Source organism: Paractinoplanes polyasparticus, assembly GCF_019710575.1.
In the GTDB taxonomy this organism is placed as follows: Bacteria; Actinomycetota; Actinomycetes; order Mycobacteriales; family Micromonosporaceae; genus Actinoplanes; species Actinoplanes polyasparticus.
On record NZ_JAHWFK010000022.1, the window covers coordinates 1 to 15,981 of the forward strand.

At 72.3% G+C, this 15,981-nt stretch carries 11 protein-coding genes; 3 read left to right on the forward strand and 8 right to left on the reverse strand.

Features of this window, described 5'->3' with window-relative positions:
* Nucleotides 1-48 precede the first annotated feature (48 nt).
* The 8 genes from KXC43_RS21285 to KXC43_RS21320 all read right to left on the reverse strand — a co-directional run bounded on the left by KXC43_RS21285 (nucleotide 49) and on the right by KXC43_RS21320 (nucleotide 9,608).
* A complete protein-coding gene (locus KXC43_RS21285) occupies nucleotides 49-1,404 on the reverse strand; it encodes a cytochrome P450 family protein (protein ID WP_221377869.1) in 1,356 nt (451 codons plus the stop codon).
* Nucleotides 1,401-3,020, reverse strand: coding sequence for a class I adenylate-forming enzyme family protein (locus tag KXC43_RS21290; RefSeq protein WP_221377870.1), 1,620 nt, complete (start codon nucleotides 3,018-3,020; stop codon nucleotides 1,401-1,403). The genes KXC43_RS21285 and KXC43_RS21290 overlap by 4 nt, the downstream gene beginning before the upstream one ends.
* A complete protein-coding gene (locus KXC43_RS21295; RefSeq protein ID WP_221377871.1) occupies nucleotides 3,020-3,754 on the reverse strand; it encodes a glycosyltransferase family 2 protein in 735 nt (244 codons plus the stop codon). The genes KXC43_RS21290 and KXC43_RS21295 overlap by 1 nt, the downstream gene beginning before the upstream one ends.
* A complete protein-coding gene (locus tag KXC43_RS21300) occupies nucleotides 3,751-4,740 on the reverse strand; it encodes a 3-oxoacyl-ACP synthase III family protein (RefSeq protein ID WP_221377872.1) in 990 nt (329 codons plus the stop codon). The genes KXC43_RS21295 and KXC43_RS21300 overlap by 4 nt, the downstream gene beginning before the upstream one ends.
* A 5-nt stretch (nucleotides 4,741-4,745) precedes the next feature.
* Nucleotides 4,746-6,224, reverse strand: coding sequence for a cation:proton antiporter domain-containing protein (locus KXC43_RS21305; protein WP_221377873.1), 1,479 nt, complete (start codon nucleotides 6,222-6,224; stop codon nucleotides 4,746-4,748).
* Between the two features lie 4 nt (nucleotides 6,225-6,228).
* Complete coding sequence (locus tag KXC43_RS21310) at nucleotides 6,229-6,459, reverse strand: cation:proton antiporter regulatory subunit (RefSeq protein WP_221377874.1); 231 nt, start codon at nucleotides 6,457-6,459, stop codon at nucleotides 6,229-6,231.
* A gap of 63 nt (nucleotides 6,460-6,522) precedes the next feature.
* A complete protein-coding gene (locus tag KXC43_RS21315; protein WP_438870906.1) occupies nucleotides 6,523-7,776 on the reverse strand; it encodes a glycosyltransferase family 4 protein in 1,254 nt (417 codons plus the stop codon).
* Nucleotides 7,773-9,608, reverse strand: coding sequence for an amylo-alpha-1,6-glucosidase (locus KXC43_RS21320; protein ID WP_308129182.1), 1,836 nt, complete (start codon nucleotides 9,606-9,608; stop codon nucleotides 7,773-7,775). The genes KXC43_RS21315 and KXC43_RS21320 overlap by 4 nt, the downstream gene beginning before the upstream one ends.
* 248 nt (nucleotides 9,609-9,856) lie before the next feature.
* Here KXC43_RS21320 and glgX point away from each other — a divergent pair, with 248 nt between their 5' ends.
* Genes glgX through treZ form a run of 3 tightly spaced genes read left to right on the forward strand, consistent with a single transcriptional unit; the run spans nucleotide 9,857 to nucleotide 15,965 of the window.
* Entirely contained in the window at nucleotides 9,857-11,968 is a 2,112-nt protein-coding gene (gene glgX / locus KXC43_RS21325; protein ID WP_221377876.1) for a glycogen debranching protein GlgX, read from the forward strand.
* Nucleotides 11,968-14,238, forward strand: a complete 2,271-nt coding sequence (gene treY, locus KXC43_RS21330) for a malto-oligosyltrehalose synthase (protein ID WP_221377877.1) — start codon at nucleotides 11,968-11,970, stop codon at nucleotides 14,236-14,238. The genes glgX and treY overlap by 1 nt, the downstream gene beginning before the upstream one ends.
* Nucleotides 14,235-15,965, forward strand: a complete 1,731-nt coding sequence (gene treZ / locus KXC43_RS21335) for a malto-oligosyltrehalose trehalohydrolase (protein ID WP_221377878.1) — start codon at nucleotides 14,235-14,237, stop codon at nucleotides 15,963-15,965. Before treY ends, treZ begins: the two co-directional genes overlap by 4 nt.
* Nucleotides 15,966-15,981: the final 16 nt, after the last annotated feature.

Sequence of the window (15,981 nt, forward strand, 5' to 3'; positions counted from 1 at the left end):
GGTTGTTCGCGGCGCTCATGCTGTGCCGGTGGTTGTTCGCGGCGCTGCTCATGATGTGCCCCGGACGATCAGCGAACGCCAGCCCGGCAGCGCGGCCCGGCCATCGGCGCGGGCCCGCACGACCACCGGCCGGTAGGGCGCCAGCGCGGCCAGCAGGTCGGCAAGTTGGGCGCGGGCCAGTCCGGCTCCCGGGCAGGCGTGCGACCCGACGCCGAAGACGAGCTGAGCCGTACGGGCCGGAGCCGGGTCGTCCACGCTGGGATCCCGCCGGTGGGCGTCGGCCGCGTGCCGCGCGATCAGCAGCAGCCGATCGCCCGACTTCACCGGGCAACCACCCACCTCCGCGTCCGTCGCCGCCACCCGCGGCAGCAGAGGAGTCGGCGCAACGACCCGGAACAGTTCGTCTACGAGCACGGGGCTCTCCGCGTGCTCCCACAGCCGGTCGTCGCAGACCCAGGCCACCGCCCGGGGCAGCGCAGCCACCGTGGTGTTGATCGCCGCCACCGCGAGCATCGCGTTCAACCCCGCGTCAGCGGGCCGCACGGCCGAATCCCGCGCGCAACCGAAGGCAGCCTCCACCGAGCCCGGGTCCGAGCCCGCGCCCGAGCCCGGGTCCGAGCCCGCGCCCGGGTCCGAGCCCGGGTCCGAGCCCGTGCCCGGGTCCGAGCCCGCGCCCGGGTCCGAGCCCGCGTCCGAGCCCGCGCCTGCGTCCGAGCCCGGCTTCGAGCCCGCGCCCGCGCCCGGCTTCGAGTCCGAGCCCGATTCCGAGCCTGAGCCCGCGCCCGACTGCCAGGCCGAGCCTGACTCCGAGTCCGAGCCGTGTGGGGCGACGAGGTCGAGCAGCTGGTCGGCCGCGCGGGACGCCGAGCGCTGGGCCCGCCGCCCACCCAGCCCCGGCAGATGCGCCCGGGCCGCCGCGGCCGCCGAAGACCGGGCCACGTCCGCGAGCCGCACCGGATCGACGTCGAGTTCGAGCAGCGCCGCCGCCGTGGCCCCCGCGATCTCGGCTGTCAGCGGCACGAGGTCGACAGTGCCCCCGGCCCCGAGCACCGGAAGCCGGTCGTCGAGCAGCTTGGCCCACACCGGCCGCAGCTTCGCGACCGCGGCCGTTCCCAGCATGGCCGCAGTCTCCCGCCGGGCATCCCGATGCTCGTCCCCCTGCTGGTCGAACAGTGCCCCGGCACCACCCAGTTCTCCCGCCGCGCCCCCGGTGGTGCCCGCCGCCGTCCGATCGAGCGGCACCCGGGTCAAAGCCGCCCGGAACGCCTCACGCTCGTGCACCAGCACCGTGCCGCCCAGCCGCAGCGCCGGCCACCGCCGAGTGGCCGCCAGCAGCGCGAACAACACCGGATGGCTCCGCAGATAGACCCGCCGATCCCGCCCCCGGGCCGAGCCGCCGCTCACTCGCCCGCCTCACGACGATCTTGCAGTTCCTCGGAAGCAGCCGCCGCCTCCCCCGCCCACCCTGGGTAGCGGACAGTACGCGATTTTTCGTCGGCCGACGGCTCGTCTGTGGATAAGCGTCGTTGCCGCGGCACCCCCGGAACGTCACCTGTGGACAACTTCCCGCCGCCGGGATGCCGCTCGGGCACAATGGCCCCGCGAGAGGGAACGGCGAGCGCGGCGACCGTGGCGGCGCGGTCGGGCTTGCGGGATCGGCCGGCCAACGGGATCGGCCGGAAGACCACCGCGTCGGGCCGGGCCGAGCCCATCCGGGCCAGCGGCTCGCGCAGGGCCTCGCGCACGTCGCTCTCGGCCGCGCCGGGGGCGGCCTGCACGACCGCCACCACGCGCTCGTCGCCGTCCTCGGCGGGCACGCCGACCAGCAGGGCGAGCTCGACCCCGGGCACGTGCAGCGCCGGCTCGTACAGGCCGGGGTAGATGTTCTCGGCGCCGCGCAGGATCATGTCCTTCGCCCGGCCGGCCAGTGTCACCGTGCGGCCCTCGACCCGGCCGATGTCGCCGGTGGCCACCCACGAGAACGGCTCCTCGCCCAGGTAGCGGTCGGCGGCGGTGGGCCCGGCCAGCAGCACCTCACCCGAGGGGGACACCCGGGCCTCGACGCCGGGCAGCAACGAGCCGACCAGATCGCCGTCGCCGTCGTAGGCGCTCTTGGTGGCCGACTCGACGGCCGCGGCCGGGAAGACCTCGGTCAGCGCGTAGACCCCCCACGCTTCCCGTGCCCCGGCCCGGCGCACAGCGGCCAGCAGCGAGGCGCTGACCGGGGCGGACCCGCTGTAGACGCGCCCGCTGAACCGGCACCGGTCTGCCAGCGCGGCCCGCAACTGCGGCGGGGTCAGATAGGCGGCCTGTGGCTGCAGGGAACGCAGTTGCCGTCGCAGCCCGCGGCGGGCCGGCAGGGCGACCGGCGCCCCACTGGCCAGCGACGGCAGCAGCACGAAGAAGGTTCCGCCCAGCACCGGCGAGCCGGGCTGGGGACGCACCAGGTCGCGCACCGCGGTCATCCCGGCCGAGATCGAGGCCCGGGTGTGCACGACGGCGCGCGGCCGGCTGGTCGTGCCCGAGGTGAACACGACCACGGCGTCGCCCTCCCCGGCGTACGCGGCGGGAAGCCGGCCTCGGCGGGGCGACAGAGCCGGTTGTGCACCGGGGAGACGGCGTCCGATGGTGCGGACCGGCGCGATCGCGCTCAGGTCGGGCAGGGCGAGGTGCGCGCGCCGGGCCAGCGGCGCCGCCCATCCGGCCACCGCCTGCGCCGCCGCGTCGGCCAGCACCAGGCGGGGCGACGCCAGCGCCAGCCGGGCCAGCACCACCTCGGGCCCGGCCGTCGGGTCGACCACGGCGATGCGCAGACCCAGGTGGTACGCCGCGAGCAGCGTCGCCAGCGAGCGCGCCCCCGGGCGTACGGCCAGAGCCACCGTCTCGCCGGCGACCAGGCCCTCGGCCGCGAGCGCCACCGCGTAGCCGCGGACCAGACGGGCCAGGTCGCCGCGGGTGGTGCCGGGCAGGGCCGGGCGGTTGTCGTCCTCGTGCAGGCTCGCGATCAGCTCGGTGAGCATCAGCGAGGATCCGCCGTGCGCGCGCCGCTGCCCTTGTCGAGGTACCACTTCGCGGTGCCGACGACGCCGTACGCCCGGATCCGCCGGGTGGAGTTGGCCACCACCATGTGCCGGCTGTGCACGATCGCCGTAGTGGTGCGGCGTACCCGGTTGAGGAAGGCGCGGTCGGTGGGGGAGGGCCGCCTCGGCATGCCGCCGCACGCCTCGTACAGGGCAGCGGTGATCGCCATGTTGTTGCCGGCGTGCATGCGGTACGGCGCCTTGAACTCGGCGCCGCGGTGGGCCGGGCGCACCCGCCCGAAGGTCGCGGCCAGCGTCACCAGCAGGCTGAAGAACGCCCGCCCGAAGGGCCCGTGCTCGTCGCTGCGGGCGGTGATGCGCCCACACGCCAGGCCCCCGCTCCGCACGAGGGCGACGCGGGCCGCCGCGACCCAGCCGGGGGCGGGCAGGGAGTCGGCGTCCGTGCGGGCGAGGTGTTCGGCCCCGGCCGCGATCGCGTGGCGGAAGCCCGTGTCGACCGCGCAGCCCACACCCTTCTCGGGCTCGACGATCACGTGGACCGGGAAGGGGGCGCGGAATCGCCGGGCCACCTCGCCGGTGGCGTCGGTCGAGTTGTTGTCGACCACCAGCAGCGTGAAGTCGGTGTCGGTCTGCGCCGCCAGGGCCTCGAGGGTGGCGCCGAGGCGGGCGGCCTCGTTGTAGGCGGGCACGATCACCCAGAGCGGGGCGGTCACGAGACCTGCCACACCATCGTCATGAGGCTGACGCCACCGCCGAGCCCGACCATCAGCACCCGGTCGCCGGCGTTCAGTCCCGGGCGTACGCGGCCCAGCTGCACCCCGATCGAGGCCGATGCCATGTTGCCGAGCTCGTCCACCGTCACCTCGAGCTTGTCGCGCGGCACCCCGGTGACCGCGACGAACCTCTCCAGGTAGGGAAGCGTCACCTGATGCACGAGCACCTTGGCGTAGTCGTCCCACCCGAGGCCGGTACGAACCGAGACCCGCTCGATCAGGCCGGCGCCGATCCGTTCGAAGACCTCGCGCAGCCGGCGGCCGTCCCCGCTGAAATAGGTGTGCTCCTCGCTGCGCGGGTGCCGTGAGCCGCCGCCGAAGATGCCGCCCACCGCCCAGTGCTCGGAGTGCGTCTCGGTGTCCACGTCGAGGATGCCGCCGCCGGTGACCGGCTCGACCAGCACGGCCGCGCCCGCGTCGCCGAACGTGTAGCCCGCGAACGCCGTCCGGGCCTCGGTCAGCCCGCGCAGTCGCGGCCGCATGGCCCGGGTCGGCGTCTCGCCGGTCACCACCAGCGCCTTGCCGGCCCGCCCGGCCAGGATCATCGAGCGGGCCAGGTCGATGCCGTTGAGGAAGCTGTTGCAGGCGTTCGTCACGTCCAGCGCGTGCCCCCGGCTGCCCAGCGCAGCCTGCACGACGTGCGCGGTGGCCGGCTCCGTCATGTCCCTCGTCGCGCTGGCGAACAGCAGCAGGTCGACGTCGAGGGGGTCGGTGCCGGTGTCGGCCAGCACCTTGGTCGCGGCGTCGATGGCCAGATCAGAGGCGTACTCGTCGTCGGCCGCGACCTGCCGCTGCCGGATTCCCGTCGTACGCCGGAACAGCCCGGCCGGCACCGGCAGGCCACCCGCCACCCGCTGCTGCAGGTCGTCGGTCAGCTCGGTCCGGGCCGGCAGGGCGTACGCGACCCCGGTTATGCCCGCGTTCACGCAGCTCAGGAACGGCTCGATCCCGCGGGCTCGCGCACGAGGGTCTGGTCGTCGTAGCAGTACTGCCAGCCGTCGCCCTCCTGGAGCGAGCGGATCAGCGGGTGCCGGCTGTCCTCGTAGTGGGCCGTGGCGTGCTTGTTCTTCGAGTCGTCGCAGCAGGCGACCTGGCCGCACGTCAAGCACATGCGCAGCTGCACCCAGGTGTCGCCGAGCTCGACGCATTCCTGGCACTCGTCCTCGTCGGTCTCGGTGATGTTGATTCGGTCGAGGTGGGTGCAGGCGGTGCTGATCGTCTCTTCCCGCACGTACCGCCAGCGGTCGTGCAGCAGCCGGTCGGGGATGATCCGGGCCAGGTATTTCGAGTTGGCGGCCAGGATCGGCGCCAGCACGGCCAGGATCAGCACGTAGAGCGCGATGAACGGGCCGACCCGTTCGTCGAGCCCGGCCCCGATGGCCAGGGTGGCCAGGATCAGCGAGAACTCGCCGCGGCCGAGCACGGTCAGGCCAACGTTGGCCGCGCCGCGCTGGTTGAGCCCGAACAGCCGGGCCGTGATCAGACCGGCGGTGACGTTGGTGACTACCGTCATGCCGACGGCGATGAGCACCGGCACGGCGACCGAGCCGATCTCGCCGACGTCGATGCTGGTGCCGAACGCGATGAAGAAGATCGCGGCGAACACGTCGCGCAGCGGAACGGCGATGCGTTCCGCCCGCTCGCGGATCGACGTGCGGGCCACCACCAGACCGATCATCAGCGCGCCGATCGCGTCCGAGACGCCGATCTCGGCCGAGATGCCGGCCACCAGCACGACGAGGCCGATCATGATGATCGCGACCAGCTCGTCCTCGCGGCTGTCGAGCACCTTGCCGATCCACTTGGCGCCCCAGCGGGCCACGCCGAACAGCACGGCCAGGTAGCCGAAGCTGATGCCGATGCGCAGCAGCAGCTCGCCGGCCGAGCTCGCGCCGGACAGGATCGGGCTGAGCAGGGCCAGGTAGAGGGCCAGGAACAGGTCTTCGATGACGATGATGCCGAGGATGACCGGGGTCTCGGCGTTGGCCAGCCGGCGCATCTCGATCAGCAGTTTGGTGGCGATGGCGGACGACGAGATGCCGACCGCGCCCGCGATCACGAACGCTTCCTTGGCGCCCCAGCCGAGCGCGAAGCCGAGCCCGAGCCCGGCGCTGATGTTGATGCCGATATAGGCGCCGGCCGCGATGTAGAGCCGCTTGCCGCTGCCCAGCACCTGTTCGACCGGGAACTCCAGGCCGAGGTGGAACAGCAGCACGACCAGGCCGAACAGGGCCAGGATGTCGAGGTCTTCCGGGTGCTCGAAGGCGACCGGACCGCCTGTGCTGGGCCCGAGCAGGATGCCGGCGAGCATGAAGAACGGCACGGTGGGCAGGCCCATCCGCCGCCCGAAACGGGCGAGCAGGCCGGCCACCAGGATCAGGGCGCCCAGCCCGATGAGATTTGCGTGCACGCGGTCAGTCCGAGAAGAACGTGCCGGCGAGCACGGCGCCGACCTTGCGGGCCTGCTCCTCGGTCAGCTCCAGCACCGCGGCCGGGTCGTCGCCGACCGCGGTGAACACGTAGAGGTGCCGCTTGCCGTCCCGGGACACCACGATCGACACGCGCTCGCCGCTGCTGGAGTGAAGATCAACATCGTAACGGGTGCCGAGACCCGGAAGCTCCTGGATGCGCACGCCTTTGCCCATGTCCGCAGATCCTAGGGGCACGTCCCGCGACTGACCAGGCATGACCCGTGGCTCGGACATGCGTCACTGTGCGGGCAGCGCCGCCCGGGGAGCGGCCGGCGCCGTCGCCAGCACGCTCTCGGCCTCGCGGGTCACCCGGCGGGCGTCCTCGTCGCGGGCCCGGTCGTAGGTGGCGACGGTGGCGGCGGCGATGCCCGCCCACGCGAAGTCGTCGTGCACCCGGCGCCGGGCCCGCCGGGCCAGCCCGCGGGCGTGCTCCCGGTCGGCCAGCACCGAGCCGACCGCCGCGGCCAGGGCAGCCGGGTCGCCGGGCGGGAACTTCACACCGGTCACGCCGTGGTCGACGATCTCGGCCAGGCCGCCGGTGTCCGCGACCGCGACCGGGGTCCCGGCGGCTGCCGCCTCCAGCGCCACCATGCCGAACGGCTCGTAGATGCTGGGCACGACGTAGCAGTCGGAGGCGCCCATCAGCGCGGTCAGGTGCTGGCCGCCCAGGAAACCGGCGAACGTGACGCCCTCGGTGGTCAGAGCCTCGAGTTCCTTCTTGTACGGGCCATCGCCGGCGACGACCACGCGGAGCCCCGGGTGCTGCTCGCGCAGGACCGGCACCGCCGCCAGCAGGTGCTGCACGCCCTTCTCGTAGACGAGCCGCCCGGCGAAGCTGATCAGCGGCCCGTCCCCGCCCGCGTAGCGGCGCCGGGCCGCGGCCACCGCGCGCGGTCGCGGGCTCCAGGCCAGCGCGTCGACGCCGTTGGGCACCACGTCGACCCGGGCCGCCGGCACGTCGAACAGCCGTCGCACCTCGTCGCTCATGTAGTCCGAGCAGACGATCGTGCGCGACGCCTCGCCGGCCAGCCAGCGTTCGACGTCGTCGATCGAGCGGTTGTGCGGGTGCGGCAGCCAGCCCTGGTGCCGGCCCGACTCGGTGGCGTGGACGGTGGCCACCAGCGGCACGTCGAGGTGGTCGCGCACGGTCATCGCGGCGTGGGCGACCAGCCAGTCGTGGGCGTGGACCACGTCGTAGCCGCCGGTGCGGGCGGCACGCAGGGCGGTCCGGGTCAGCGTGTGGTTGAACGCCAGCGCCCACGGGAGCAGATCGCCGTCGCGCACCTCGAAACGGGCCGGGTCGTCGGCCGCGCGCAGGACGCGGACGCCCTCGGCGTACTCCTCGAGGAGCGCGCCCGGCGCGTGCCGGGTGACCACCGTGACGTCGTGGCCGGCGGCGGCCAGCGTCGTGGCCAGGGCGTGCACGTGCCGCCCGAGGCCGCCCACCAGCAGCGGCGGGTACTCCCAGGACAGCATGAGGATGCGGGTCACGACTCGGCCTTTCGGATCACGCGGAGGAGCTCGGCGACCGATCGCGCCGAGAAGGGACTGCCGGTGGCCCGGTGCGGCGGGTCACCGTCGGCGGTCTCGCTGACCGAACCGGCGCCCCACTCGCTCAGATGGGCCTCGAGGCCGGCGAACAGGCCGTCGACTTCCAGGCCGAGGGCGGTGCGGGCGTCGGCGTACGGGCCGATCAGCCACGGCCAGACCGTGCCCTGGTGATAGGCGATGTCGCGCTCGTCCCGGTCGCCGCGGTGCTCGCCCTGGTAGCCGTACTCGGTGGGCGCGAGCGTGCGCAGCCCGAGCGGGGTCAGCAGCGCCGCGCCGATGCGGTGCAGCGCGTCGAGGCCCTCGCTCAGCGGCGCGTGCGGCAGCGACCAGGCGAACAGCTGGTTGGGCCGCAGCGACGGATCGTCGTGCCGGCTCCCGGCGCCGAGCGGATAGGTCGCCGCCGGGCCGTCGATCACGTCGTACAGCCAGCCCTCGGGGGCGGGGAAGCGGGCCTGGAACGTGGCCCGGGCCCGGGCGTGCGCGGCCCGAGCCTCGGTGTCGTCGCGGCCGGCCTCCGTGGTCAGGTCGGCCAGGGCGGCCAGGGCGTTGACCCAGAGCGCGTTGATCTCGACCGGCTTGCCCGTGCGCGGGGTGACCGGTCCGTCCCCGGTCCAGCCGTTCATCCAGCTCGTGGCGTTGCTCAGACGCACCAGGCCGTCGGCCGGGTCGACGTCGAGGCGGCGGCGCAGCAGCCGGCCCAGCGGATCGACCAGCCGCGCGGCGAGGTCGCTGTCCCCGGTGCGGCGCACGTGCCGGTCGATGGCGTGCACGAGCCACAGCGGCGCGTCCGGCGAGCTGCGCGGCGCCCAGGGGCCGCCGGGCTCGGCGATCTGCTCGGCCTCGCGCAGGGTGTGCGCCAGCAGCAGCTCGCGGCCCTCGTCGGCCCGGCCGGTGTCGAGGAACAGGCCCTCGTACGCGGTCATGGTGTCGCCCAGATAGCTGCCGAACCACGGGTAGCCGGCCACCACGTCGGGCCCGTCGGCGCCGCGCACCACGAAGGTGTCGGCGGCCAGCACGAGTGTCTCGGCCGGTCCTTCGGCCTTGGCCGCGGCCATCAGCTCCTGCGCCCGGGCCCGGGCCGCCGCGACGACCGCGGTGGCGGCCGGCGGCCGTACGGTGAGGTCGCCGCCCCACGCCGTGATCTCCAGCACGTCGCCGGGGCCCACCCGTTCGACGTACGTGCCGGCGTGCCACAGGTCCTCGATCGCGGGCAGGCCCCGGGCGGCCTCCTCCCGGGCGTACGCCCCGAGGTGCCAGCCGCCGCCGGGCTGCCAGCCGGGCCCGGCGACCCGGTACGCGTTCTCGACGATCACACCCCCGGCGACCTGGTCGACCCGCAGCGGCCCGTCGCCGGCCCGGCGTTCGTCGTGCGCGTCGCGCCAGGTGCACATGACCGCGACGGCCAGATTCACCGGCTCCGCGGCCGACACGACCCGGTGGGTCACGGCGACACCGGGGTGGCCGTGACGCATCGCGACCTCGCGCTCGATCACCACGTCGCCGATCCGCCACCGCCACCGGGGAACGCCGTCCACCAGGGCGAAGCTCTCCAGGTAGCGATCGCCCCGCGGAGCCCGGGCGCCGGATTCCCACTCGTGGGTGTAGAGCGGGACCTTGGCGCCAGTGGCGAGCGTCACGGTGAGGTCGAGGGCCGCCAGGGCCAGGCGCCGATCGGCTGTCACCGGGTCGGTGAGCGTCAGCAGCGAGTGGTAGCGACGGGTCCGCAAGCCCGGGACAGTTCCGGTGGCATAGCCGCCTAGACCGTCCGTCACCAGCCATTCGCGGTCCGGGGAACCGCAATCGTGCGGTCCGAGGGTGATCGGCACGCGGCATCTATGCTCAATTTGCGGAAAGTCAAACCCGTCGCGGTGACGCTGTCCCTCGGCGGGGACGTCGTCAGTGCCATCCGCGAGAATGACCCCCGAGGTTATTTCGGCGGCGGCCCGGGCAAATGGGCTCCGGCCGTAGTGACCCGACTGTGCGCAGCACAGCACCGACGGTCGAGGGGTGGGAGCACGACATGCAGGTTTGGCCTGGTCACCGGTACCCGCTGGGTGCCACGTACGACGGCACGGGCACGAACTTCGCGATCTTCTCCGAGGGGGCCGAGGCGGTCGAGCTGTGCCTGTTCGACCCGTCCGGCAACGAGCGCAAGGTCCAGCTGCACGAGCAGGACGCGTTCGTCTGGCACGCCTACCTCCCGGGGGTCGAGCCGGGGCAGCGCTACGGCTACCGCATGTACGGGCCGTACGACCCGTCCCGCGGGCTGCGCTACAACCCGCACAAGCTGCTGCTCGACCCGTACGCGCGGGCGGTCGACGCCGACATCGACTGGCACCCGTCGCTCTACGCGTACGACATGGAGAGCCCCGACCAGATGTCGGATCTCGACTCGGCCCCCTACATGGCCAAGGGGGTGGTGGTGAACCCCTACTTCGACTGGGGCAACGACCGCCGGCCCGACATCCCCTACCACCACTCGGTGATCTACGAGACCCACGTCAAGGGCCTGACCGAGCGGCACCCCGAGGTCCCGAAGGACATGCGCGGCTCGTACTCGGCGATCGGCCACCCGGCGATCATCGAGCACCTCAAGAGCCTCGGCGTGACCGCGGTCGAGCTGATGCCGGTACACCAGTTCGTGCACGACAACCGCCTGCACGACCTGGGCCTGCGCAACTACTGGGGCTACAACACGCTGGGCTTCTTCGCGCCCTACCACGGCTATTCGTCGACGGGCACGCTCGGCCAGCAGACCCAGGAGTTCCGGGGCATGGTCAAGGCCCTGCACAAGGCGGGCATGGAGGTGATTCTCGACGTCGTCTACAACCACACCGCCGAGGGCAACCACCTGGGCCCCACCATGAGCCTCAAGGGCATCGACAACCGGACCTACTACCGTCTGGTGGACGATCAGCCCCAGTTCTACATGGATTACACCGGCACGGGTAACAGCCTCAACGTGCGCAGCCCGCAGAGCCTCCAGCTGATCATGGATTCGCTGCGCTACTGGGTCACCGAGATGCACGTCGACGGCTTCCGGTTCGACCTCGCCTCGACGCTGGCCCGCGAGTTCTACGACGTCGACCGGCTCTCCACGTTCTTCGAGGTCGTCCAGCAGGACCCGGTGGTCGGCCAGGTCAAGCTGATCGCCGAGCCGTGGGACGTCGGGCCCGGCGGCTACCAGGTGGGCAACTTCCCGCCCAACTGGACCGAATGGAACGGCAAATACCGCGACACCGTACGGGACTTCTGGCGCGGCGAGCCGGCCACGCTCGCGGAGTTCGCCTCCCGGATCACCGGCTCGGCCGACCTCTACCAGGACGACGGCCGCAAGCCCTTCCACTCGATCAACTTCGTGACCGCGCACGACGGCTTCACGCTCAACGACCTGGTCTCGTACAACGACAAGCACAACGACGCCAACGGGGAGGAGAACCGGGACGGCGAGAGCCACAACCGGTCGTGGAACTGCGGCATCGAGGGGCCGACCGACGACGCGAAGGTGCTCGAGCTGCGGGCCAAGCAGCGGCGCAACTTCCTGGCCACGCTGATGCTGTCGCAGGGCGTGCCGATGATCTCGCACGGCGACGAGCTCGGCCGCACCCAGCAGGGCAACAACAACGCCTACTGCCAGGACAACGAGCTCGCTTGGATCGACTGGAGCGGCGCCGACGAGCAACTGCTCGAGTTCACCCGCCGGCTCACCGCGTTCCGCCACCGTCACCAGGTGTTCCAGCGGCGGCGCTTCTTCACCGGTCTGCCGGTGACCGCCCGTGGTGGCGGCGACCCCCTGCCCGACCTGGAATGGTTCACCCCCGACGGCCGCCAGATGGCCGGCGACGACTGGGGCAACGACTTCGGCCGGGCGGTCGCGCTGTTCGTCAACGGCGAGGGCATCCGCGAGCGCGGCCAGTACGGCCAGCGGCACGTCGACAGCTCGTTCCTGCTGTTCTTCAACGCGCACGACGCGCCCATCGAATTCGCCACTCCGCCCGCGGAATACGGCGAGAAGTGGGAAAAGGTCATCGAGACCGCCGAGCCGTCCCCGGATCGCCCGTCGGTCGTCGAAGCCGGTCACAAGCTCTGGGTACCGGACAGATCACTCATCGTGTTGGACAGGACGGTTTGATGCCCCCGACTGGAACGTATCGAGTCCAGGTCCGCCCCGAGTTCCCGTTGAAGACGACCGCCGAGCTGGCCGACTACCTGGCCGACCTGGGCGTGAGTCACCTCTACACGGCGCCGCTGCTCACCGCGACTCCGGGCTCCGAACACGGCTACGACGTGGTCGACCACTCCCAGGTCAATCCGGCGCTCGGCGGCGCCGAGGGCCTGCGTGAGCTGTCGGCCGCGCTCACCAACGCGGGCCTGGGGCTCGTGGTCGACATCGTTCCCAACCACGCCGGCGTCGCGGTGCCGTCCGCCAATCCGACCTGGTGGGACGTGCTGCGCCGGGGACGGGAGTCGGAGTTCGCCGACTTCTACGACATCGACTGGTCGCGCGGCCGGCTGCTGATCCCGACGCTGGCCGATTCGCCCGAGGCGCTCGACGACCTGCGCGTCGAGGACGGCGAGCTGCGCTACTTCGACAAGCGGTTCCCGATCGCCGACGGCACGGGCGAGGGCACCCCGCGCGAGGTGCACGACCGGCAGCACTACGAGCTGGTCAACTGGACCCGCGGCGACAGCGAGCTCAACTACCGCCGCTTCTTCGCCATCGTCGACCTGGCCGGCCTGCGCGTCGAGGACCCCAAGGTCTTCGACGCCACCCACGCCGAGATCCTGCGCTGGGTCAACGAGGGCCTCGTGCAGGGCATCCGCATCGACCACCCCGACGGCCTGCGCGACCCCGGCGCCTACTTCGAACGCCTCCACCGTGCCGCGCCCGACACCTGGCTGGTGGTCGAGAAGATCCTCGAACCGGGCGAGGAGATGCCGGACTGGCCGGTCGCCGGCACCACCGGCTACGACGCGCTGGCCGAGGTCGGCGGCGTCTTCGTCGACACCGGCACCGAGGCCTTCTTCGACACCCTGCAACACCACCTGACCGGCGGCGACACCTCCTGGCAAGACCTCGTGCACCAGACCAAGCTGCACGCCGCGACCACCCTGCTGGCCGCCGAGCTGGCCCGCATGTCCCGGCTCGCGCCCGAGATCGAGGCCGCCCCGCGCGCCCTGGCCGAACTGGCCGCGTGCTTCCCGGTCTACCGCTCCTACCTGCCCTTCGGCTCGCGCCACCTGGCCCGGGCCCGGGCCGAGGCCGGCCGCCGGCGCCCCCCGCTGATCCCGGTGCTCGATCAGCTCACGGCCCGGCTGCGCAACCCCGACGACGAGCTGGCGGCACGGTTCCAGCAGTTCACCGGCGCGGTGATGGCCAAGGGTGTGGAAGACACCGCCTTCTACCGCTGGACCAGGTTCACCGCGCGCAACGAGGTGGGCAACGACCCGGCCGACTTCGGGGTCGCCACCGACGCCTTCCACGACGCCAACGACGAGCGCCGCCGCCGCTGGCCCGACGCGATGACCACCCTCTCCACCCACGACACCAAGCGCAGCGAGGACGTGCGGGCGCGGCTCGCGGTCCTCTCCGAGGTGCCCGGCGACTGGACAGAGGTGGCGCGCCGCTGGGTGCGTACGGCTCCACTGTCCGACCCGGCGCTGGCCCACCTGGTGTGGCAGGCCGCGGTGGGCGCCTGGCCGATCTCGCGCGAGCGGCTTCAGGCGTACGCGTTGAAAGCCGCCAAGGAGGCCGCCAACGTCACCAGCTGGACCAAGCCGGACGAGCAGTTCGAGACGGCCCTGCGCGCGATGGTCGACCGCATCTACGACGACCCGGCCCTCACCAGTGAGGTGTCCGGCTTCGCGGCGTCGATCACGCCGCCCGGCTGGTCCAACTCGCTCGGCCAGAAGCTGGTGCAGCTGACCATGCCCGGCGTCCCCGACGTCTATCAGGGCACCGAGTTGTGGGACTTCTCGCTGGTCGACCCGGACAATCGCCGCCCGGTCGACTTCGCCGCCCGTCGCGAACTGCTGGCCCGCATCGACGACGGCTGGGTGCCCCCGGTCGACGAGACCGGCGCGGCCAAGCTGCTCGTCACCAGCCGTGCCCTGCGGCTGCGCCGGCAGCGCCCCGAACTGTTCGGCGGCTACCGCCCGGTCTTCGGCGAGGGCCGGTGCGGTGACCATGTGCTGGCCTTCGACCGCGGCGGCGCCGTCACGATCGCAACGCGGCTGCCGGTGGGATTGTCACGCCACGGCGGCTGGGGCGACACCTCGGTGTCACTCGACGGCCACAGCTGGACGGAAGTGTTCACCAATACCAGCTATGGCGGGAACCGCCTCCCGGTGGCCGAGATCCTGCGTACCTACCCCGTCGCACTCCTGGTGAAAGAGAAATGACGTCCTTCGAGGTGTGGGCTCCGGAGAAGACCGTACGGCTGTCTCTTCAGGGCGAGGAGCACGAGATGGAACGCGGCGCCGACGGGTGGTGGCGGCTCGACGTGCCGTCGGCCGGCCCCGGCGCCGACTACGCGTACGTGCTGGACGGCGAGCAGCGCCCCGACCCGCGCTCACCCTGGCAGCCCCAGGGTGTGCACGGCCCCAGCCGCGTCTACGACCACGCCGCCTTCCCATGGAGCGACCAGAGCTGGACGGGCCGGCAACTCCCCGGCTCGGTGCTGTACGAGATGCACGTCGGCACGTTCACGGCCGAGGGCACCTTCGACGCGGCCGTCGACCGGCTCGACCACCTGGTCGAGCTCGGCATCGACCTGGTCGAACTGCTGCCGGTCAACTCGTTCAACGGCGAGTACAACTGGGGCTACGACGGCGTGGCCTGGTTCGCGCCCCACGAGGCGTACGGCGGCCCCGACGGCCTGAAGCGCTTCGTCGACGCCGCGCACGGCAAGGGCCTGGGCGTGGTGCTCGACGTCGTCTACAACCACTTCGGCCCCAGCGGCGCCTACGCTCCCATGTTCGCCCCCTACCTGAGCGCGGCCGGCGCCAACCCGTGGGGTTCCTCGGTCAACCTCGACGGTCCGGGCTCCGAACAGGTCCGCCGCTACATCATCGACAACGTCCTGATGTGGCTGCGCGACTACCACGTCGACGGCCTGCGGCTCGACGCCGTCCACGCCCTGGCCGACCACTCCGCGATCCACCTGCTCGAACAGATGGCGGTCGAGGTCGAGTCGCTGTCGGCCCACGTCAACCGCCCCCTGTCCCTGATCGCCGAGTCCGACCTGAACGACCCCCGGCTGATCACCCCCCGCGAGGCCGGCGGCTACGGGCTCGACGCCCAGTGGGACGACGACATCCACCACGCCCTGCACGCCACCCTGACCGGCGAACGACAGGGCTACTACGGCGACTTCGGCAGCCTGGAATGCCTGGAAACGGTGCTCACGAGTGCCTACTTCCACGCCAACACCTGGTCGAGCTTCCGCGGCCGCCGGCACGGCCGCCCGATCGACCGCACCCGGACGCCCGGCCACCGCTTCGTGGCGTTCCTGCAGGACCACGACCAGATCGGCAACCGGGCGACCGGCGACCGCATCTCGGCCACGCTGTCGCCGGGCCTGCTCAAGGTCGGGGCAACGCTGCTGCTGACGTCTCCCTTCACGCCGATGCTGTTCATGGGCGAGGAATGGGCGGCCAGCAGCCCGTGGCAGTTCTTCACCAGCCACCCCGAGCCCGAACTGGCGGCGGCGGTGCAGAACGGAAGAAGACGAGAGTTCGCGGAGCACGGCTGGGCCGAGGCCGAAGTGCCCGACCCGCAGGATCCGGAGACCTTCCTGAGGTCCAAACTGGACTGGGACGAGAGGTCCAAGCCGGAGCACGCGGAGATCTTGGATCTCTACAAGCGCCTGATCGCTCTGCGCCGCAGCCGCCCGGAACTGACGGATCCTTGGCTCGACAAAGTCGAGGTGTGGCAGGGCGACCAGCATTTGGTCATGCGTCGTGGGCAGATCGCGGTGGCAGTGAATCTGGCCGGGGTTGCTCAGACTGTCTCCCTGCGTGACGTGCCTTCGAAGGTTCTGCTCGCCACGTCGGCCGAAGGCGTCGTGTTGCAGCGCGATCGGGTCGAGTTGCCGGGCGAGAGCGCGGTGATCGTCGCCTACCGGTGACGTCATGACGCAGCGC

Bases quoted from the DNA above. Each gene is read 5' to 3' on its own strand.
- KXC43_RS21290 (WP_221377870.1), bottom strand. From the start codon at position 3,020: ATGCTCACCGAGCTGATCGCGAGCCTGCACGAGGACGACAACCGCCCG.
- KXC43_RS21310 (WP_221377874.1), bottom strand. From the start codon at position 6,459: ATGGGCAAAGGCGTGCGCATCCAGGAGCTTCCGGGTCTCGGCACCCGT.
- glgX (WP_221377876.1), top strand. From the start codon at position 9,857: ATGCAGGTTTGGCCTGGTCACCGGTACCCGCTGGGTGCCACGTACGAC.
- treY (WP_221377877.1), top strand. From the start codon at position 11,968: ATGCCCCCGACTGGAACGTATCGAGTCCAGGTCCGCCCCGAGTTCCCG.
- treZ (WP_221377878.1), top strand. From the start codon at position 14,235: ATGACGTCCTTCGAGGTGTGGGCTCCGGAGAAGACCGTACGGCTGTCT.